Annotated in this window: 21 protein-coding genes and 2 riboswitches; all 21 genes read right to left on the reverse strand. The window is 41.5% G+C overall.

Annotated features, from left to right (window positions below; translation table 11 throughout):
* Positions 1 to 9 precede the first annotated feature (9 nt).
* Positions 10 to 100, reverse strand: a riboswitch (TPP riboswitch).
* A 42-nt stretch (positions 101 to 142) separates the two neighbouring features.
* A complete protein-coding gene (locus tag M4974_RS04725) occupies positions 143 to 1,009 on the reverse strand; it encodes an alpha/beta hydrolase (protein WP_248715794.1) in 867 nt (288 codons plus the stop codon).
* 79 nt (positions 1,010 to 1,088) lie between these two features.
* Entirely contained in the window at positions 1,089 to 2,105 is a 1,017-nt protein-coding gene (locus M4974_RS04730; RefSeq protein WP_248706394.1) for a glycosyltransferase family 2 protein, read from the reverse strand.
* Positions 2,106 to 2,137: 32 nt separating this feature from the next.
* Complete coding sequence (locus tag M4974_RS04735; RefSeq protein WP_248706393.1) at positions 2,138 to 4,240, reverse strand: ArnT family glycosyltransferase; 2,103 nt, start codon at positions 4,238 to 4,240, stop codon at positions 2,138 to 2,140.
* Between the two features lie 120 nt (positions 4,241 to 4,360).
* A complete protein-coding gene (locus tag M4974_RS04740) occupies positions 4,361 to 5,695 on the reverse strand; it encodes an FAD-dependent oxidoreductase (protein WP_248706392.1) in 1,335 nt (444 codons plus the stop codon).
* An 82-nt stretch (positions 5,696 to 5,777) separates the two neighbouring features.
* Positions 5,778 to 6,347, reverse strand: coding sequence for a GNAT family N-acetyltransferase (locus tag M4974_RS04745; protein ID WP_248706391.1), 570 nt, complete (start codon positions 6,345 to 6,347; stop codon positions 5,778 to 5,780).
* Positions 6,348 to 6,410: 63 nt separating this feature from the next.
* The gene (locus M4974_RS04750) at positions 6,411 to 6,686 is read right to left on the reverse strand and encodes an HU family DNA-binding protein (protein WP_089937780.1); all 276 of its coding nucleotides are present in this window, start codon (positions 6,684 to 6,686) and stop codon (positions 6,411 to 6,413) included.
* A gap of 178 nt (positions 6,687 to 6,864) precedes the next feature.
* Positions 6,865 to 8,175 carry a ribosome biogenesis GTPase Der gene (der, locus tag M4974_RS04755; RefSeq protein WP_089937782.1) on the reverse strand — a complete coding sequence of 437 codons (1,311 nt, stop codon included), beginning with the start codon at positions 8,173 to 8,175 and terminating at the stop codon, positions 6,865 to 6,867.
* 62 nt (positions 8,176 to 8,237) lie between these two features.
* Positions 8,238 to 9,425 (reverse strand): 30S ribosomal protein S1, encoded by a 1,188-nt coding sequence (gene rpsA / locus M4974_RS04760; RefSeq protein ID WP_248706390.1) that lies wholly within the window; start codon positions 9,423 to 9,425, stop codon positions 8,238 to 8,240.
* Positions 9,426 to 9,512: 87 nt separating this feature from the next.
* Positions 9,513 to 10,190, reverse strand: a complete 678-nt coding sequence (cmk, locus tag M4974_RS04765) for a (d)CMP kinase (RefSeq protein WP_248706441.1) — start codon at positions 10,188 to 10,190, stop codon at positions 9,513 to 9,515.
* Positions 10,191 to 10,205: 15 nt separating this feature from the next.
* Complete coding sequence (locus tag M4974_RS04770) at positions 10,206 to 10,754, reverse strand: LysM peptidoglycan-binding domain-containing protein (RefSeq protein ID WP_248706389.1); 549 nt, start codon at positions 10,752 to 10,754, stop codon at positions 10,206 to 10,208.
* 70 nt (positions 10,755 to 10,824) lie between these two features.
* Positions 10,825 to 11,406, reverse strand: a complete 582-nt coding sequence (locus M4974_RS04775; RefSeq protein WP_248706388.1) for an ECF transporter S component — start codon at positions 11,404 to 11,406, stop codon at positions 10,825 to 10,827.
* 83 nt (positions 11,407 to 11,489) lie between these two features.
* A riboswitch (FMN riboswitch) is annotated at positions 11,490 to 11,620 on the reverse strand.
* A 30-nt stretch (positions 11,621 to 11,650) separates the two neighbouring features.
* A complete protein-coding gene (locus tag M4974_RS04780) occupies positions 11,651 to 12,400 on the reverse strand; it encodes a pseudouridine synthase (RefSeq protein ID WP_248706387.1) in 750 nt (249 codons plus the stop codon).
* Between the two features lie 2 nt (positions 12,401 to 12,402).
* Positions 12,403 to 13,011 carry an SMC-Scp complex subunit ScpB gene (gene scpB, locus M4974_RS04785; RefSeq protein ID WP_248706386.1) on the reverse strand — a complete coding sequence of 203 codons (609 nt, stop codon included), beginning with the start codon at positions 13,009 to 13,011 and terminating at the stop codon, positions 12,403 to 12,405.
* Positions 12,998 to 13,738, reverse strand: coding sequence for a segregation and condensation protein A (locus tag M4974_RS04790; protein ID WP_248706385.1), 741 nt, complete (start codon positions 13,736 to 13,738; stop codon positions 12,998 to 13,000). The genes scpB and M4974_RS04790 overlap by 14 nt, the downstream gene beginning before the upstream one ends.
* Positions 13,739 to 13,746: 8 nt before the next feature.
* The gene (locus M4974_RS04795; protein WP_248706384.1) at positions 13,747 to 14,106 is read right to left on the reverse strand and encodes a riboflavin biosynthesis protein RibT; all 360 of its coding nucleotides are present in this window, start codon (positions 14,104 to 14,106) and stop codon (positions 13,747 to 13,749) included.
* A gap of 8 nt (positions 14,107 to 14,114) precedes the next feature.
* Positions 14,115 to 15,008, reverse strand: coding sequence for a site-specific tyrosine recombinase XerD (xerD, locus tag M4974_RS04800; protein ID WP_248706383.1), 894 nt, complete (start codon positions 15,006 to 15,008; stop codon positions 14,115 to 14,117).
* Positions 14,992 to 15,873 carry a CvfB family protein gene (locus M4974_RS04805; protein ID WP_248706382.1) on the reverse strand — a complete coding sequence of 294 codons (882 nt, stop codon included), beginning with the start codon at positions 15,871 to 15,873 and terminating at the stop codon, positions 14,992 to 14,994. Before M4974_RS04805 ends, xerD begins: the two co-directional genes overlap by 17 nt.
* A 37-nt stretch (positions 15,874 to 15,910) precedes the next feature.
* Positions 15,911 to 16,369: a GatB/YqeY domain-containing protein gene (locus tag M4974_RS04810; RefSeq protein WP_248706381.1), complete on the reverse strand. Its 459-nt coding sequence runs from the start codon at positions 16,367 to 16,369 to the stop codon at positions 15,911 to 15,913.
* Between the two features lie 86 nt (positions 16,370 to 16,455).
* A complete protein-coding gene (gene rpsU, locus M4974_RS04815; protein WP_089937802.1) occupies positions 16,456 to 16,644 on the reverse strand; it encodes a 30S ribosomal protein S21 in 189 nt (62 codons plus the stop codon).
* Positions 16,645 to 16,744: 100 nt separating this feature from the next.
* Complete coding sequence (locus M4974_RS04820) at positions 16,745 to 17,614, reverse strand: YitT family protein (protein ID WP_371831395.1); 870 nt, start codon at positions 17,612 to 17,614, stop codon at positions 16,745 to 16,747.
* 41 nt (positions 17,615 to 17,655) lie between these two features.
* Positions 17,656 to 19,449 carry an aspartate--tRNA ligase gene (gene aspS, locus M4974_RS04825; RefSeq protein ID WP_248706380.1) on the reverse strand — a complete coding sequence of 598 codons (1,794 nt, stop codon included), beginning with the start codon at positions 19,447 to 19,449 and terminating at the stop codon, positions 17,656 to 17,658.

Raw genomic sequence — 19,449 nt, forward strand, 5'->3', positions numbered from 1 at the left:
GTGGTTTTTTCATCCAGATTGCTATCTTCCTTCGCAGGTATTAACCTGACAGGTTCGATGGGTATAATCTCAACCAAAAGTGGTACCCCAGATATTAATTAACGTTCTCATCATACAATAAGTTATTTTAAATTACAAATTATTAGTCCCACAGAAACTTTATAACTGCTCGATCAACCGTACTATTTTCATGGAGTTGACTATGTTGAGCCTGCTTACCCTTAATTAGTAATTCTCGATATGAATGAACCTGATTACCGAGTAAATATTTCAAAGATTGCGAAGAAACATTGGTAACACTACCATCTGAGTGGCTACCGTCTTCTAAATCACCGTAGATATTTAATACATCAACAGTCGACATATCAAAATTTTGACGATGATCTAATAAATACTGATAATACGATTTAATCAGTTCTGGACGCCCGTCTGCAGCTAATTGATTTGAATTAGCCGGATCATCCATAGCACGAATCCCATCAAAATGTCCAGCAATCGCCACATATTTATCTAGCTGCGGTAACTGTTGCTGTTGACCATAGTCAGCTAAGTAATACATCAGCGTCAAATTTCCCATTGAATGGGCCACCACATTGAATTTTTTGAAATGATAGCGCTCCTGTAAGCTAGTTATTACTTGATGAAAACCAGCCGCATTATAATGAAAATCTGAATTGCGATTATCCTCATATATCACTTGAATCACTGGTCTTTTAACGCCTGCTGGCCAATCACCCTCGAACTTAACCTCACCATTTTTATTTACTCGAGCAATTAAAACCCGCTTCACACCGGATTGCTTTTGAGCCGCTGCAACCATATTTTTGGTCGAGTTATAAGTGCCACCATAACCATGAAGATAAAAAGTTGGCACCGTATTAGCTGGGATAGTTGTTAGCTCTTTTACTTGATTTTTGGGATGGTAAAAATAAATTAAAACACTTACCCCAATTATTGTAAGCCCTAATACCAGCAAGCAATAACGCCACCAATGTGTTGTTTTAGTCATCGTTTGATCCTCTTCGTATTGTGGTTCCCATTATATCCTAATTAAACAGCAAGAAAAAAGGCCCCGATGGGCCTTTCTGTTAATTAGCATTAACTGATTTATAAATTGAAATATCAGCTTGATTTTCTGGTTCTTTCAGACCAGTCACGTTTTCAATCTGGAAGCGAGGTCGTTGTTTAACTTCAGTAAAGATTTTACCAATATAAATACCAACAACACCAATTGCGATTAGATTAATACCACCCAGGAGCCAAATTGAAATCATCAACGACGACCAACCACTCTGGGGATTACCAAACATTTTTTCAAAAATGGTATAGACAATTTCAATTCCAGCAATACCAACTACTAAAATTCCTAAATCAAAGAGGAAGCGAATTGGTTTGACACTGAAACTAGTAATCCCATCAATGGCAAAGGTCAACATTTTTTTCAACGGATATTTTGATTGACCTGCTTGGCGTTTACCACGTTCATAAGTTACTTCAGTGGATGGATAGCCTAGCAAAGGTACCATTGCTCGTAGGAAGAGATTACGTTCAGGTAATTTCATCAAAGCTGCTACCGATGTTTTACTCATCAATCTGAAATCAGCATGATTGGGAATTAAATCGACCCCTAACCAAGCGGCGATCTTGTAAAAGGCCAATGCGGTATTGCGTTTAAACCAAGTATCCGTTTGACGACTGGATCGAACGGCATAAACAATTTCATAGCCTTCATGGTATTTAGCGACCATCTGTCCGATAATTTCCGGATTATCTTGTAAATCAGCATCCAAAGTAATCACAATGTCCGCCAATTTACTGGCCTCAGACATCCCCGCCAATAGTGCCGGTTGATGACCGAAATTACGGGACAGTTTCACCCCGATAATATCTGGATTGGTAGCTTCGTACTCATTGACCAAAGCCCAAGTGCGGTCTTTAGAGCCATCATCAACAATCATGATAAAACTGTCGGCAGTAATGGCACCACTTTTCACTAATTCAGAGCGAATAATTCTTAATTTAGTTAGCGTGATTTTCAAGACTTCCTGCTCATTGTATGCCGGTAAAATCAATCCTAAACGAGGAACTTTTTGTCTGATAATCATAGATGAACCTACCTTTCTAAGTTATAGCATCCTTATTTCGCTTCTGATAAATCGTATAGGGTGGTAGATGCCTGCATGCCCCCCTTAGCACTATCACTGCTAGTCGACTGATTATTGTTGTAGTTGACTTTTTTACCGTTAGCTTCAACCCAGGCGATAATTTTACCAATTTGTCCAGTTGAAGACTTAGAATGACCACCACTGATAAAGTAACGAACTTGCCCACTAGCCACTAACTTCTTAAATTGACTAAGTGTCATAGTAGGGTCGGTACCGTTATAACCCCCAATGGCCATCACCGCTTTCTTAGATTTGATAATGTAACCAGAAGCCGAATTTGAATCAGCAGTGGCTGCCAAATACTTGGCCTGCCCTTGATGATCTTCTAAATAACTAAGTAATTTGGTATCAACACTGCTACCTATCATATCTTGACTACCGGACTTAGCCAGTAGCGATGGCCCAGCAAATGGAATTGCCGCTGAGTTATGAGCAATAGTTGGTGTTAGCGCCCACCAGCCTGCTAATACCGTCACAACCAAAGCTGACAAAATAATCTTTACCTGGTGTAACTTTTGACTTGGTAACCACCACCAAGCTGATAAACCAAGCGCTATAATCATTAGAATAACTGCAATCACTGGGTAATAAGACCAAGCATAGTAAGCTTGTAAGGCCACAGTTGATAAGATACCAGTTGTAATAATTCCTTTGGCCCAAGTAGCCTTTTTACCACCCGCTGGCAACAGTTTCTTAACAGCGACAACGCCAATGGCCGTCAATGCCGCAATAGCTGGAGCTAACATAATAGTGTAATAAGGGTGGAAGAAACCAGCTACAGAGAAGAAGCCATAGATTGGTACTAACCAACCGGTCCAAAGTAGCACTTCTTTTTGCTGATCAGTGAACTGATACCACTTGTTTTTACGATTACGGAAGGCAAACCAACCGCTTAAACTACCAATAATTGACAATGGTAAGAACCAACCAATTTGCGATCCCAAATCAGCTTGGAAAAGTCGGAATGGACCAGCAGAACCGATGGCAAAGGCACTACCAATACCACCAGCACCGCCACCCTTAGCATTCTTACCAGGGCCACCTGCTTTACCATTAGCACCACCTGGTCCAGCATTAGTCGGCTTTTGATTACCAGCTCCGGTTGGTGCAACAGTTTGCTTTTGACCATTTCCACCGGGTTGACCCCCATTAGCACCAGGTCCGCCCGCCGGCATCTGTCCAGCTTGTCCAGTAGGTGCTGTCATCTCGGCATTTTGAGCATTACCATTTGACTTACTATTCTTTTTAGTAGTGGTACCCATGCCTGGGAAGGCGCCACCTTTACCAGTTGACTGTCCTAAAAGACGTTCTGTCCCGTTATAACCAAAGGCCAATTCCAGCAAAGAATTACTTTGTGAACTACCAACATAGGGGCGATTATCCTTACTTACCGAATCAACGGCAGTTGGATAAGCTAGGGTGAAGATTGCTAAGGAAGCAAAACCAGCTACTAACCAGGTTAATTTCTTTTTCCAAGGAACCTTGATAGCCAACCAGTAATACAGCACCATGGCTGGCAAAATCATAAAGGCCTGCAACATTTTAATGTTAAAACTGACCCCAACTAGGGCGAAGCTAAGTAAGACCAACCAAAAATTTTTCTTGGATACGGCCCGACTCAAGATATAAACCGCTAAGAGTAAAGCAAAAACTAAGATGGCATCCATGTTGTTAGTACGATTATTAGCCACTACCGTTGGGGTAATAGCCAATAGCAAAGCACCAATTCGACCAGCCCAGGGACCAAATTTAGGAGTCAGTAATTTGTACATCAGATAAACTGAACCTATACCAGCTAAGACGCTGGGTAAGACAATTGACCAACCGTGTATCCCAAAAATTTTAGCTGAAATAGCCATAAACCACAGCGCTACTGGCGGCTTATCAACGGTAATGAAACCGGCTGGATCAAAGGCGCCATACCAAAAGTTATGCCAGCTTTGCGTCATCGACGTAATTGCGGCGGTGTAGTAACTGTTGGCATTACCAGCATCCCAAATCCCCCAACCAAATAAAAATGTACTGAGGACCAGAATGCCGATTAAATACCAATCGAGCGTTCTGTTTCTATTCATGTTTTAGTGCCTCCATTAATTAATGATGTAAGTGTACAAAGGGGGCATTAAAAATTAATTAAGTAAAAATAAGTTGAAAATTAAAAAAACCAGCCGAAGCTGGTTTCATAGCATTTTAGATTAGGATTGACTGGCTGCTGCAATCGCTACTGAAGAAATGTAATTAATTGGCTGGTCAAAGTTGGGCTGGAAGAAGAAGTCGGTCATGGCTAACTGATCAATAGTCATCTTATTTTCAATGGCTAATGAAACCACGTTAGCGGCCTGACTAATATCATGCTTAGATAAGAAAGCGCCTCCAACGATCCGACGAGTATCAACCTCCCATGTTAAAGAAGCAGTCACCTTATCGGTGGTCAACATGAAATTAGGCCGGTAGTCTTCTTGAATGCTAACGGTCTGCGTTTTAACACCCTTTTTAGCGGCACTGGACTGATTAAGCCCGGTTGAAGCATAGGCTAGACCATAAAGTTCCACTGCCGAAGTCGCTTGAGTTCCCTGATAGGCAACTGTTGGTTTAACGATGTTACGACCCACCAGAATTCCTTGACGAACGGCATTAGTGGCCAATGGGATATAATCATGTTCCTGCGTTGGATTGTAAAAGACAGTGCTAGCATCCCCTGCCGCAAACACATCAGGGACATTCGTTTGCATATACTGGTCAGTAACAATTGCCCCATTCCCCAACATATCCACTTGACCCTCAAAGAGGCTGGTATTGGGTACAAAGCCAATACTCAAAATCGCAATATCAGCTGTATAAGAACCCTTATCAGTTGTCACGGTAATTCCTTGGTCACTTTCTTCAAAGCTCACAACCCTTTGTTCCAAGGCCAATTCCACGCCGTGTTCTTGATACGCCTTAGCAAAAACATCTGAATAAGTTTCATCAGTATTGTTAGCTAAAACACGATCCAAGGCATCAATCAAAGTTACCTGCTTATCATTTACCGAAAGTTGTTCAGCTAATTCAGCACCGATATATCCAGCACCAATCACAATGGCACTCTTAATATCTTCACTAACTTTTTTCAAAGCATTGGCATCGTCCCAATTTTTAGCGAGATAAATTTTATCGCTGTCAATGCCTGGTAAATTAGGTTTAACGGCCCGTGATCCAGTCGTAATTACAATCTTATCAAAGCGTTCTTCAGTTTGTTCACCACTTTGTAAGTCGTTAATAGTCAGAACTTTGTCAACTAAATCAGCCTTTCCCACCAAAGTGTGCATATGCACGTGCAAACCCTGTTTTGCTAAAGATTCTGGTGATTCGTAAAACATTCGATCGGGACTGGAAACGTGATTTCCAATCCACAGTGCAATTCCACAGGAAAGAAAAGAAACTGTATCGTTTTTTTCATAGATATGAACTTCAGCATTCGGATTTTGAGCTAAAACTTCCTTAGCGGCAAAAACACCGGCATGGGTACTACCAATAATCGCAACTTTCATTTTGAACTCCTTCATATTGTCAACAAGGGAATAATTGAACCGACCAAATTGCTAATGAAAATATGAGCAATCCACCTACTAGTTATACCACAGATCTTTGCATGTGCCTATATTGATGCTGTCCAATCATTAATTGACCGACTGTTTCAAATCCGACCCGCTCGTACAAACGCTGAGCCTGAGGATTTTGATCATCAACATTTAAACCAACTACTGGTAAATCAGCTGATTGGGATAATTGGTTACTAGCAGCCAATAACTGACCGCCAATCCCCTTACCACGGGCAGTTTCAGCCACTACCAAAGAATCTAAATACCATTCATTGGGATAAACCTCTGAATCAGGGAAAACTAATTCATTAATCCCATATTGTTCTAACAAAAACTGTTGAAAAGTTTGATCTAAAAATGGTTCGTCCTGAGCGGGATAACCAAACATAACTCCCAGTACTTCACCATTCTCGACAGCTACTTGCGCTCTTTGATAGCTGCAACGGCTGTTAGCATCAACAGTAGCAACCTGATATAACAGATTTTGTATCTGCTGGCTGGATAAGTGCCCAAGTAAGGGTAATTCCATATCCTTAAAAATCGTCATTTCTAAAGAAATAATGGCCTGCTGATCAGCGATAGTGGCTGGTCGAATTTGCATGAGTGCTCCTTATCATTTGATAAAATAAAAAACGCACCCGAAGATACGTTTGTTTAAAACCAATTATTTAACAGCATCCTTCAAAGCCTTACCTGGCTTAAATGCTGGTACCTTTGATGCTGGAATTTGAATTTCTTCCTTAGTTTGTGGGTTACGTCCCTTACGGGCAGCACGCTCACGTACTTCAAAGTTTCCAAAACCAATCAATTGAACCTTTTCACCCTTTTGAAGTGCTTCTTCAATTGAGCTCAATACAGCTGCAACTGCCTTGTCAGCATCCTTCTTAGTCAATCCAGTCTTCATTGCAACTGAATCAATTAACTCTTGCTTATTTGCCATTCCTTTTCTCCTATAAGAAAATATTTTTATTTCGTCACTAGAATTAGTCGTATCCCAGTTCATGAAAGGCATAGCTACGCCGTCCATAGAAATAGGATAGCACACGCAACCTTGAATGTGTACCCCTTTTGCCTAATCTAAGGGGTTTTTACGCTAATTTTCATGAAAATTTAACTAATTATTTACGCTGACGGATAATTAATTTCAACGGTGTCCCAGAAAAATCAAATGAAGAACGAATCTGATTTTCTAGAAAACGTTGATATGAAAAATGCATCAACTCTGGATCATTTACAAAAATAACAAAAGTTGGTGGTGCTATGGCCACTTGGGTAGCATAGTAAACCCGTAAACGCCGACCATTATCGGTTGGAGTAGGATTAATGGCAATCGCATCCATCAAGACATCATTCAAATGTGATGAAGGAATCCGCTTTTGGTGATTTGCATTCACGTCCAAAATCATCTGTGGTAATCGATCTAAACGTTGACCAGTCTTAGCTGAAACAAAGACAATTGGGGCATAATCTAAGAACTTAAAATCTTGGCGAATTAAGTTTTCAAAATCCGTCATAGTATGGGTATCTTTATCAATTGCGTCCCACTTATTAACCACAATAATCAAAGCTTTTCCGGCTTCATGCGCATAGCCAGCAACATGCTTATCTTGCTCCTGAATACCTGTTTCAGCATCTAAGACCATCAGGACTACTTGACTATCATCGATAGCTTTCATTGCCCGCATAACTGCATAACGCTCAGTATTCTCGTAGACCTTACCACGTTTACGAATACCAGCCGTATCGACCATGACAAATTCATCATCGTCATTAGTAACAAAACGCGTATCAATGGCATCGCGAGTCGTTCCTTGAATATTGGATACAATCATTCGGTCTTCACCCAAAATGGCATTGACAATTGAAGATTTACCAACGTTGGGACGGCCAATAATACTAAAGCGAACTGCTGGATCATCTTGTTCAGCCGCTTCATCAGGAAAATGAGCAACTACATCATCAAGAACATCACCCAAGCCCAAGCCGTGTGAACCAGAAACTGGATGAGGTTCACCCATGCCTAGGGCATAGAAGTCGTAAACCTCACTCCGCATTTCTGGATTATCGACCTTATTAACGGCCAAAACAACCGGCTTTTCACATTTATACAACATTTTAGCCACGACTTCATCGTCGTGGGTCAAACCTTCGCGACCAGATACGACCATCAAGATAACATCGGCTTCATCAATGGCCAAATCAACTTGAGCCCGAATTTCAGTCAAAAATGGTGCGTCGCCTAACTCAATTCCACCGGTATCAATCAAACGAAAATCATAATTTAGCCATTCAGCGTGAGCGTACAAACGGTCGCGCGTTACTCCTGGTTGATCCTCCACAATGGCAATTCGATCGCCAACAATTCGGTTAAATAAAGTCGATTTACCAACGTTAGGACGGCCAACAACGGCTACTATTGGTGATGACATGTTCTTACCTCACAATTTCAAGAAAAAAGGGACTGGATACCCAGCCCCTTTGAAAAAATAACTTACAGCTTGTCGCCGAAGATGTCGCCTAAGGTTGCGGCACCATCGTCTTCTTGTTGATATGCAGCTACATCGGCACGTGAAGCACGGTTACCTTGTTCTTCACGGTTATTATCAGCAGGCTTTTCTTCCAAAGCCTTCATTGAAAGTGAAATCCGCTCTTCAGCAGGCTTTACATCCAATACTTGAACCTTAACCTTATCACCTGACTTCAACACATCAGCTGGATTCTCAATCCGCTTGTGTGAAATCTGGGAAACGTGAACCAATCCTTCAATACCAGGGAAGATTTCAACGAAAGCACCGAAGTCCTTAACTCGCTTTACAATACCTTCTAAGACAGTACCGGCAGGAGCCTTTTCAGCAACTTCATCCCATGGTCCTGGTTGAGTAGCCTTGATTGACAATGAGATACGACCACGGTCGCTATCCAAAGCCAAAATCTTAACTTGAACAGTTTCACCCTTTGACAAAACATCAGCTGGGTTCTTAACACGGTCATGAGAAATCTCAGAAACGTGAACCAAACCATCAACACCACCAAGATCAACGAAAGCGCCAAAGTCAGTCAAACGAGCAACCTTACCTTCAACAACTTCGCCAACTTCCAAACGGTTAAAGGCTTCAGCCAACTTTTCAGCACGTTCTTGAGCAGCAACTGCCTTACGAGACAAAATCAAACGAGCCTTAGCTGGATCGATTTCAATAACTTCGGCCTTAATGTCTTCACCCTTGAATTGGTTCAAATCTGAAATGAAACGTTCAGCAACCATTGATGCAGGTACGAATCCACGTACACCGTTAACATCAACAATCAAACCACCACGGACGGCGTTCAATACCTTGGCATCGACAACATCGCCTTCGCCAAAGCTAAGCTTTTCCCAAGCCTTGCGAGCTTCCAAACGCTTCTTTGATAGAAGGTATGAAACCCCTTCCTTATCGCTAGTTACGTTAGAAATTACTACAGTTTCGATTGTATCTCCGACCTTCAAGTTGTCGGCCAAGCTGACGTTACGATCGTCAGAGTACTCACGCGCTGGCACAACTCCTTCTTCACCGGTATGCAGACCAATCACTGCCTGGTTATCGTTATCAATGGCCAAAACCTCACCTGTAACGACATCTCCCACCTTGATTTGATCAGCACTTTCAAGAGCTGCTAATAGCTCGTTGTTTGTATCACTCATGACGTCAAACGTCCTCCTACATTTACACTTATAAGGATATTCTAACAAACTCATGCTAATTTGCATAGGGTAAATATAAAAACCACCTTAACTGTCTTGGTGGTTTTCAATAATTTGACTAATTGTTGCCACTACCTGCTCAATACTTTGACCCGTCGTATCAACAACTTGGGCATCTTGTGCCTTGGTAAGAGGACTAATTTCGCGGTGCGAATCTAAGTAATCGCGATGTTCAATTTCTTTTTTAAGGGTTGGTAAATCAGCCTCAATCCCCCGAGCCTGATTTTCCTTGTAACGACGCTGAGCACGTTCATCAACACTAGCGATCAAATAGATTTTGACCTGCGCTTGGGGCAAAACAGTTGTCCCAATATCACGGCCATCCATCACCACGCCACCCGCTTGAGCCAGCTGTTGTTGCCGGTCAACCAAATCTTCACGGACAGCCGCATAAGCAGCAACTTGGGAAACATGATTGGTAATCTCACGTGACCGGATGGCTTCGGTTACTTCTTGGCCATTAAGAAAGACATGTTGCACCGGGCTCCCTGGTTTAAATTCAATTTGTACCTGTGGCAATAGAGCGACAACGGCTGCTTCGTCTTGATAGTCAATCCCAGCCAGCTTTGCTGCTAAGGTAATAGCTCGATACATGGCCCCAGTATCAACATAAATATAGTGAAAATTGTGCGCCAAAATTTTAGCAATGGTTGACTTACCGGCTGAGGCTGGGCCATCAATAGCAACTTGGAAATTATGTGCAATTTTTGTCATTATGGCTTACTTCACCCTCAATGCTTGACCAGCATACTGACTATAGTTGTTAGCATTCAAACCAGGATTTAAACTGATTACTTGCTGAGTTGTCGTACCGTGTGAAACCGCAAAGTTATACAAGGTCTGGCTCGGTGCTAAAACGGCTGTATTACCAGTAGCAGCTTGACTGCTACTACTGCTTTGGCTAGGCTGTTGGCTACTTGACTGAGCACTTTCTGACATAGCACTACTACTGTGTTCACTAGCAGAAGTTGGCTGGCTACTACTTTGACTGCTTGTGCTACTTTTAGAAGAGCTAGAAGAACTAGTTGATTCCGACTTAGAAGCAGACGATTCCTTCTTGCTACTACTGCTTTTACTGGCACTGGGGCTAGGATGATTGCTGATAAGACCATAAATTGGCGCACTAGAAAGCACTACTAACGATACCATCACCAAAAACACGATTAAACGAGCATGACCCTTATTTTGATGAGCATCTTGTTTTGCAGCTTGCTTGTGTTCTGCTTTATTACGCAAACTACGGCTCATTGGTTGTTGATTCTCATTCATCAATTTAGCCTCCAATTAATTCCTAAAAACAGTTTACCATAGGCATTAACTAGAAAATGATAACCTTTTCTTAAGATTTAAAGCGATTTTTAAAAGGGGCGACGAGAATTAATACAAAATAAGATACACCCGACCAAAATAACCCTTCAATTAGATTAAATGGTAAGACCATCCCCCACAGGTAGGTTTTGGTACCAATGAATTTACTGATATCAAAATGAGCAAATTCGCTATACAAAGGCATGGCAATCGTTACATTGACCAGTAAAGCTACAACCGTCATGGCAAGAGTGCTAACTACCAGAGCTAGTACCTTACGTCCTTGTTGTTGGCCAAAATCAAATTCTGGCAGACAAAGTTTCAAGCCAATAATAAAAGTTAAAGCAACGGCTAAATTAACTGGCAAGCCAATATAGGTATTAACCCCGCCATTTAATAGAAAAACTTTTAAAAGCGTTCTTAAAACTAGCACCCAAACGGCACTAGTAAAATCTAGCCAATAAAGGGCAATCACAACTGGGATAATCGAAAATTCAATTTTTAAAAACGATGCGCCCGGTATTAGTGAAAACTGCGGAAAAATCATTAGGGCAAACGAGATTGTTGCCAAAATACTAATGAGTGTGATTTGCTTGGTACGAAGATGTTGCATGGTCATTCCTCCTGAAATATTGTGCAGACAACAAAAAAACTGCCTTTCGTCTCCAGGGTTCACGAAAAACAGCACAAAATAGGCTTTAACTTCTTTATACCCGACTTTACGGTCGGCTCTGGATTCTCACCAGATCAGCTACATAAGTAGGTCGCGGGCTTATCATGACTGCATCACCGCCGGTTAGGACTTTCACCTGACCCCGAAGTTATTGAAATTATTAATATTTTATCATAAAAAGCAATTACTTTCGACGTAAATTACGATAATTACCCTCTTTGAGGCGCTTAACCTCATCGTGCTTTAATGCTCGATATTCACCAGGCTGCAAACCAACCAAGTCTAAAAAGGCATAGCGTTGACGAGTTAGTTTAATAACCGGTAGACCGACCTTCGCTAACATTTCTTTCACCTGATGATTACGACCTTCATGAATGGTAATGGTAATCATACTGGTGTTTTTCGTGTGATCCCAGCGACTAATGGCTACCTTAGCTGGAGCCGTTTTACGACCATCAATGACCACTCCTTGACGTAAAGGTTGAATTTGTTCTTCAGTAGCCAGACCTTTGACCTTAGCTAAATAGGCCTTGTTTACCCTTTTTTTAGGGTGCATTAATTCATTGGCTAAAGTACCGTCATTAGTTAACAACAAGGCCCCAGTAGTATCATAATCCAAACGGCCAACTGGATAAACTCGCTGGCTCACATCACTTAATAAATCCACAACTGTATGACGGTTCTTTTCATCATGATTGGTCGTCACGACACCACGGGGCTTATTGAGCAGATAGTAAACTAACTTTTCTCGCTCTTCAATTGGCACGCCATCCACACTAACGTGATCATGGGGCCCAACTTTAGTCCCTAAAGTCCGCACAATCTCCTGGTTAACTTCAACTCGACCAGTTGTAATCAATTCTTCAGCCCCACGGCGAGAAGCCAAGCCAGCTTGGGCAATCACTTTTTGCAGTCGTTCTTTTTCTTCATCCATGCTTATGAGTTCTCTTCCTTTTCTGTTAGCTTACTAGGCACTTCTGTCGAACTAGCTTGAAATAAATCCTGTGGATCGAGCTCACTATCAGCCAAATTTAATTCAGCAATATCTGGTAAATCAGGCAAATCCTTCAGATTTTCTAAACCAAAATAATCTAAAAATTCAGGTGTGGTCACATACTCGAGCGGACGACCAATTTCATCTCGTCGACCTCCCACAGCAATTAAGCGATATAGTAACAATTTTTGCAAAGTTCCTGCCGAAGACACCCCACGAATTTGTTCGATTTCTACTCGAGTAGTTGGTTGTTGATAGGCAACAATTACCAAAGTTTCCAATTGGGGCTGTGTTAATTTATCGTTGACCGGTGAAACAAAGAGGCGATTCACCACGGGTCCTAATGCTGGTTTAGTTACTAGCACATAGCGTTCTTGATCCAAACGCAAGGTTAGGCCACTTTCGACTTGATGATAGCGTTCTCCCAATTGTTCCAGTAAATGTGGCATGGCCGCCCGATCAAAGCCGGTCGCTTGTACCAAATCATTCATACTAAGCCCTTCATCTCCGGCTACAAATAAAAGGGCTTCTAATTGACTAAGATTGTTCATTGATTATCACTTTAATTAAGATTTCTGCTTGGCGATTACTTTGTGACAGCGCTATTTCACCAGATTTAGCCAATTCCAACAAGGCTAAAAATAAGACCAATAAAAAATCACGCTCGTATATATCAGCCAACAGCTGATCCAAATTTAAGGATTGATTTGGCTTAGCTTGAGCTAAACGCTGACGTAGAGTATCAATCCCCTCACCAATGGTATAAGTTTCTTTTTGAATTTGACGGCGCTGCGGTATTTTAGCCTGTTGACGATTTAAAATACTGTCAAAAGCCAATTGCAAGTCAATTAGCGTCAAACCCGGAGTTAAATGGATTTCTTTTTGTTGATTGGCATCCGTTAACTGGGTTGGTCGGGTAAAGGCATGTTGCTCTTGAGTTACCCGTTCTTGAAAAAACTCACTGGCCGCTTGGTAGCGATGATAGGCCAATAGACGGTCAATCAGCTCTTGACGCGGATCCTGGTAGTCATCTTCAAGCTCATCAACAGCAGCCGGGCGCGGTAACAAATCAATTGATTTTAAACGAATTAAATTGGCCGCCATGACTAAATATTCACTGGCAACATCTAATTCCATTGATTTTTGCACTCGAATAAAATCTAGATATTGTTGCGTAATTTGAGCAATTGGTAAGTCAAAAATGTTCATCTTATTTTTTTTAATAAGATGTAGTAATAGGTCTAATGGTCCCTCAAAGTCAGTTAATTTAATTGTCAAGCTCGTGCTCACGATGGCGTTTGCCTCCAGTGTTGAACTAGCTTTTGAGTGGCCAAACTGCCCATGATAAAGCTGTCCTGATTTAAACGCTGTAAATTATCCAACATTTGAAAGTAATGTTCTTGCGAACGGACACCGGGGGTCAAAATAATATGACGAACTAAAAGTAACTCGGGATTAATTTGTTCAACTCCCAACAGGCCTTGAATCTGACTTTGAGGATTTTCCTGCCAGACATATAAAGTCCGCGAGGGCTTTTGATATTCGGCTAGCTCGACATTTAAATGCGCGATTTCCTTTAGGCCGGGTAACAGCGAAAACAAGCCCATAACCATTTTTTCATCATCTTGACGTGATTTAATCAGCATAAAAACTCCTAGGCGCGTGGGTGAAATTCATCGTACACCTGACTTAAATGTTTCTTTGAAATATGAGTATAAATCTGAGTCGTCGAAATATCAGAATGTCCTAGTAGTTCTTGAACAATCCGCAAATCAGCGCCATTCTCCAATAAATGTGTTGCAAAAGAATGACGGAGGGTGTGGGGTGAAATTTCTTTATTAATACCAGCTAATAATACTAATTTTTTAATAATTTTCCAAACACCTTGACGACTCAGTTGGCGACCATGGTCATTTAAAAAAACGTAATTGCTCTCGCCATTTTTTAATAGTTGCGGGCGACTCTTGACAAAATACTGTTTTAACCAATCCATAGCCAAGTCACCGATGGGGATAATCCGCTCCTTGTCACCCTTTCCTAGCGTTTGAATCAATCCTAAATCCAGATGTAAATCGCTCATTTTTAGATTGGTCAACTCACTAACCCGCAATCCACTAGCATACATCACTTCTAGCAGGGTTCGATTTCGTAAACCTAACGGAGTGGTCACCACTGGGACTTGAAAAAGTTGATCAATCTCATCAATGGTTAAAACAGCCGGTAAAGCAGCTGCTTTTTTAGGAGATTTAACTTTGTCCATCGGATTATGGCTTAGGACATCTTCAGCCTGAAGGTAGCCAAAAAATTTACGCAAGGTACTAACCATATGTGCCACACTACTAGTAGAAGCCCCTTTTGTTTTTAAATGGTTTAACCAATCTAAAATAACCAAATAATCAATTTGCTGAGGAGTGATTTTTTGTGTTGATAAATAAATTAAAAATTGCCGCAAGTCCTGCCGGTAACTTTTAATTGTATTGACCGACAACCCCCGTTCAATTTGAATGTAGCGCAGATAATCCACTACTTGATCATTCAGGGTTTCCATCCTTGACCACCAACCTCGTTCCTGCTGGAACCTGTTCAATTAATCCCTGCTTATAAAGACGACCCAGAGCCCGCTTGAATTGTGCTTTACTAAAGCCAAACTGAGCTCGGATAGCATCCGGATCACTCTTATCGTTGAAAGGTAAGAAATGATCAGTCTTCCGTTGCAACTGCAATAGCAAAAAGCGAGCATCCTCATCCATCACTTGATAAGCCAAGGGTTTCAGCGAAAGATTTAAAACACCTTGTTCGTTAACTCCGATAATGCGGGCTTCCACCTGTTCCCCTAAACGAGGTTCATTATCCCGCTGTGATGGGTGAATGAAACCTAAATAGCATTCGGGCGTAATAACCAAGGTACCGGCCATCTTATTTCGATACACAGTGGCCTTGGTTTTATGATTTTCCTTGACTTGTGAATTGGCCCGTCGTGCAACGGACTGGACAATATCGGCTTGGGCAATTTCACCCCATAAAAGACCCTTATGATCTTCTTTTAAGGATAATAACAGCCGATCACCCTTTTGGGGCCATAAGGTCTTGATTGTGGGTAAATCATCCAAAGAAACCACAATATCTTTGTTTGGTAATCCAATATCCACGAAAACACCCAAATCATGACGGTTGGCAACCACTGTGCCCCAAGCATACTGATCCTTTTGAACCGCTGGGATTGTCTTACTAATTTGTAATTGGTGATTTTGGTTACGATAAGCAAAGCCAGTCACCCAACCGCCTAATTTCAACGGTTTTTGTAACTCCACTTTTTCAATTTGATAAGTTAATCCATCTACTTGAGCGAAAAAATACTCATCATTTTGATCCGTAACTTGCGCCTTGATCGTACTTCCAATAATTGGCGTCATGCAAAATTTCCTTTATTCCTTCAACTAGTTCAAAAACTTACTTGGCGAGCTCTGCTAACAGTGTTTTAACCCGATTGGCCACTACTTTCCCATCGGCACGGCCCTTAACTTGACCAGAAACAATACCCATTACCTTCCCCATGTCACTAGGACCAGTAGCACCACTTTGTTTGATGGCCACTTGCACAACTTCGGTAATTTCATCATCATCTAACTGTTTTGGCATGTAGCGACTAAGCAAGTCAAGTTCTTTTTGGGTCTTGTCAGCTAAGTCTTGGCGTTGTCCATCAATAAATTCTTGCAGTGAATCCTTACGTTGCTTAACTTCTCGAGCAATCACTGCCAACTCTTCATCGCGATTGAGGTCATCTTTTTTTAGTTGAATCTTTTCATTCATCACCGCCGACTTTAACTGGCGGATTACTGAAAGAAGGTCTTTTTCTTGGGCCTTCATGGCAACTTTCATATCATTTTGTAACTGGTTTAAAAGAGACATACATTGCTCACTTTCCGATATTTATATACTCAGTCTACCACGACTGCTAAAGAAAAAACGCCACCAACGTGACGTTTTTAATCGAATTAACGATTCTTCTTCTTTTTGTTGCGCTTACGAGCAGCTTCTGACTTTAACTTACGCTCTACAGAAGGCTTAATGTAAAATTCACGCTTACGGTATTCTTGGAGAGTTCCGTCTTTTGAAACACCACGCTTAAAACGACGCAATGCATCATCCAAAGATTCATTCTTACGAACAATAACCTTGGCCATGTCGATCCCTCCCTTCCAGCACTGTATTTCGCTAACACGACATGCAATATAACGTAGTCTATTATCTCAAATAAAAGACTATTAGTCAACTAAAAAGTCACTAGGCTTCCGGTACGTGGAAGAGACCACCAGTCGACTCAACCTTCCAACCACTGTAGAAAGCTTGTGGATCAACCGCTTGGATGGCTTCTCGTAATTCAGGCAACTCATACTGGGTCACAACTGTAAATAAAATCGCTCGTTCCTGACCAGTATAACCCCCCTGCGCGTTGTCAACAATGGTTACCCCATGCCGCATTTTACACTGAATAGCCTCGACCATTTCTTGAGGTTTTGTCGTTACAATCATTTCTTGCATTTGCTGTTGACGAGTGAAGAAAAAGTCAATTAACTGGGCACTAATAAAGACCCCAATGATGGAATATAGGGCGTACTTCCAACCGTAAGTTAAACCGGCACCAACCATAATGACAGCATTGAAAGCCAAATTAACCGAACCAATTTTATAACCTAAATGCCGCTTGACAATCATACCAATAATATCAAGTCCACCCGTACCAACACCACAGCGGAGTGCCGTTCCCACCGCCATACCATTTAAGGCTCCTCCAAAAATAGCATTTATCAAAGGATCCGGTGTTAAAACAGTGTTGGTGGAAAATAGTGGTACTAAGAGGGCACTAAGTAAAACGGCCCCAGTGGTAAAAATTGCAAATCGACGTGATAGTTGAATCCAAGCCAACACCAAAAGCGGTAAGTTAGTCAAGGCTAATGCCCAAGCAATTGGAATTTGATTATTGGATAAAGTCGACAATAACTGGGCAAATCCGGTAAAACCAGACGAATAGACGTGCCCAGGCAGCCAAAAATAGTTCATCGCTACCGCTAAAACAACCGCATAAAAAATCGCCCCAGCAATTTGCCGTAAATAAAAGTGCTTTAATGAATTCCGTAAATATTTCGTAATCATAAATTTCTATCCCATTCTACCAAGCTAATGATTAGTTGGGATTACTCTTCATCTTTTGGATTTTCAGTTGGTTCAACTTCAAGTCCTAGTTCTGTTAATTGTTTAAAGTCAACTGGTGTAGGTGCTTGAGTCATTGGCTCAGTGGCACGCGAGTTCTTTGGAAAGGCAATAACCTCTCGAATGTTATCCTGACCAGCCAACAACATTGCCAGACGATCTAAACCTAAGGCAATTCCACCCATTGGTGGGAAACCATACTCCATTCCTTCGAGCAAGAAACCAAACGCCTCTTGAGCCTTTTCAGGGGTAAATCCGAGGGCTTTAAGCATTTTTTCTTGAATATCCATCCGGTGAATACGAATCGAACCAGAACCTAATTCGTAACCATTCAGAACCAAATCATAACTTTGCGCATGAGCTTGGTGTGGGTCTTCTCCCTCATCCAAATAGTGCAAATCTTCTTCGTTAGGCATCGTAAAGGGATGGTGAGCAGCAATCCAGCGGCCGAAATCTTCTGAATATTCAAATAATGGCCAATCAACAATCCAAGCAAAACGCCAAGGACGATCAGCTTCAACCAAGTTCAAATCTGCAGCTGTTTGACGCCGTAAGTAGTCTAATGAAGCAGCTACGATATCTTGACGGCCGGCCCCAAAGAGAATCAAGTCCCCAGTTTGAGAACCACTCAAAGTTACAATTTCTTGGACCTGTTCATCATTAAAGAACTTGGCAATTGGTCCATTAAGGCCGTCATCAGTTACTTTCAACCAGGCCAAACCTTTCGCACCAAAACGTTCGATATACTTAGTAAGTTTATCAATATCTTTTCTTGAATAGTGTTCGGCACCACCTGGAACAGCCAACGCCTTCACTACACCGCCCTTTTGAATTGTTTGCGCAAAGACACCGAAATCAACATCAGCCATCATGCTGCTAAGATCTTTAATTTCGTAGGCAATTCGTAAATCAGGCTTGTCAGTTCCAAAACGGTCCATTGACTCTTGCCATGTCAAAGTTTGAATATGGTCAATGTCAAGATCAAAATCAACTACGTCCTTCATGATTTGTTTAATCCATTGATTAACCAAACTTTGAATTTGTTTAGCTGACATAAAACTAGTTTCTAAGTCCAACTGGGTAAATTCGGGTTGACGATCGCCACGTAAATCTTCATCACGGAAACAACGGGCAATTTGGAAGTAGCGATCAAAGCCAGCACCCATCAATAATTGCTTAAAAAGTTGTGGCGACTGAGGCAAAGCATAAAACGATCCCGGAAATACTCGTGAAGGTACCAAATAATCACGAGCTCCTTCTGGCGTAGACTTAGCTAGATAAGGAGTTTCAATATTAATAAAGTCATTTTCATCCATAAAGCGCATAGCACTAGCCATCAGCTTTGAACGAATACGTAAGTTCTTTTGCATTTCTGGCCGACGCAAATCCAGATAACGATACTGCAACTTTAATTCTTCATTGGCATTAACGCCATCTTCAATATAAAAAGGTGGTGTCTTAGAGCTAGCTAAAATTTCGGCTTCTTGAACTTCAATTTCAATTTGGCCGGAAGCCAGTTTGGTATTGATTTGGTCATCAGCCCTTTTAACAACTTTTCCGGTAACTGCTAAAACGTATTCACTACGAGCTTCTTGGGCAATTGCCAAGGCTTGTGGATGCTTGGCATTAAAAGTTAATTGTACGATTCCTTCTCGGTCACGTAGATCAATAAAGACCAATTCACCAAAATTACGGCGCTTTTGCACCCAGCCAGTCAGCGTTACTGTCTGATCTAAATAACTCTCGTTTACTAATCCAGCGTATGTTGTCCGTTCCAT

Origin of the sequence: Convivina praedatoris (assembly GCF_933208495.1) — a bacterium.
In the GTDB taxonomy this organism is placed as follows: domain Bacteria; phylum Bacillota; class Bacilli; order Lactobacillales; family Lactobacillaceae; genus Convivina; species Convivina praedatoris.

What these genes read in the sequence shown, in the direction of transcription:
- M4974_RS04725 (WP_248715794.1), bottom strand. Translation starts at nt 1,009, where the DNA reads ATGACTAAAACAACACATTGGTGGCGTTATTGCTTGCTGGTATTAGGG.
- M4974_RS04730 (WP_248706394.1), bottom strand. Translation starts at nt 2,105, where the DNA reads ATGATTATCAGACAAAAAGTTCCTCGTTTAGGATTGATTTTACCGGCA.
- M4974_RS04735 (WP_248706393.1), bottom strand. Translation starts at nt 4,240, where the DNA reads ATGAATAGAAACAGAACGCTCGATTGGTATTTAATCGGCATTCTGGTC.
- M4974_RS04740 (WP_248706392.1), bottom strand. Translation starts at nt 5,695, where the DNA reads ATGAAAGTTGCGATTATTGGTAGTACCCATGCCGGTGTTTTTGCCGCT.
- M4974_RS04745 (WP_248706391.1), bottom strand. Translation starts at nt 6,347, where the DNA reads ATGCAAATTCGACCAGCCACTATCGCTGATCAGCAGGCCATTATTTCT.
- M4974_RS04750 (WP_089937780.1), bottom strand. Translation starts at nt 6,686, where the DNA reads ATGGCAAATAAGCAAGAGTTAATTGATTCAGTTGCAATGAAGACTGGA.
- der (WP_089937782.1), bottom strand. Translation starts at nt 8,175, where the DNA reads ATGTCATCACCAATAGTAGCCGTTGTTGGCCGTCCTAACGTTGGTAAA.
- rpsA (WP_248706390.1), bottom strand. Translation starts at nt 9,425, where the DNA reads ATGAGTGATACAAACAACGAGCTATTAGCAGCTCTTGAAAGTGCTGAT.
- M4974_RS04770 (WP_248706389.1), bottom strand. Translation starts at nt 10,754, where the DNA reads ATGAATGAGAATCAACAACCAATGAGCCGTAGTTTGCGTAATAAAGCA.
- M4974_RS04775 (WP_248706388.1), bottom strand. Translation starts at nt 11,406, where the DNA reads ATGCAACATCTTCGTACCAAGCAAATCACACTCATTAGTATTTTGGCA.
- M4974_RS04780 (WP_248706387.1), bottom strand. Translation starts at nt 12,400, where the DNA reads ATGGATGAAGAAAAAGAACGACTGCAAAAAGTGATTGCCCAAGCTGGC.
- scpB (WP_248706386.1), bottom strand. Translation starts at nt 13,011, where the DNA reads ATGAACAATCTTAGTCAATTAGAAGCCCTTTTATTTGTAGCCGGAGAT.
- M4974_RS04795 (WP_248706384.1), bottom strand. Translation starts at nt 14,106, where the DNA reads ATGCTGATTAAATCACGTCAAGATGATGAAAAAATGGTTATGGGCTTG.
- xerD (WP_248706383.1), bottom strand. Translation starts at nt 15,008, where the DNA reads ATGGAAACCCTGAATGATCAAGTAGTGGATTATCTGCGCTACATTCAA.
- M4974_RS04805 (WP_248706382.1), bottom strand. Translation starts at nt 15,873, where the DNA reads ATGACGCCAATTATTGGAAGTACGATCAAGGCGCAAGTTACGGATCAA.
- M4974_RS04810 (WP_248706381.1), bottom strand. Translation starts at nt 16,369, where the DNA reads ATGTCTCTTTTAAACCAGTTACAAAATGATATGAAAGTTGCCATGAAG.
- rpsU (WP_089937802.1), bottom strand. Translation starts at nt 16,644, where the DNA reads ATGGCCAAGGTTATTGTTCGTAAGAATGAATCTTTGGATGATGCATTG.
- M4974_RS04820 (WP_371831395.1), bottom strand. Translation starts at nt 17,614, where the DNA reads ATGATTACGAAATATTTACGGAATTCATTAAAGCACTTTTATTTACGG.
- aspS (WP_248706380.1), bottom strand. Translation starts at nt 19,449, where the DNA reads ATGGAACGGACAACATACGCTGGATTAGTAAACGAGAGTTATTTAGAT.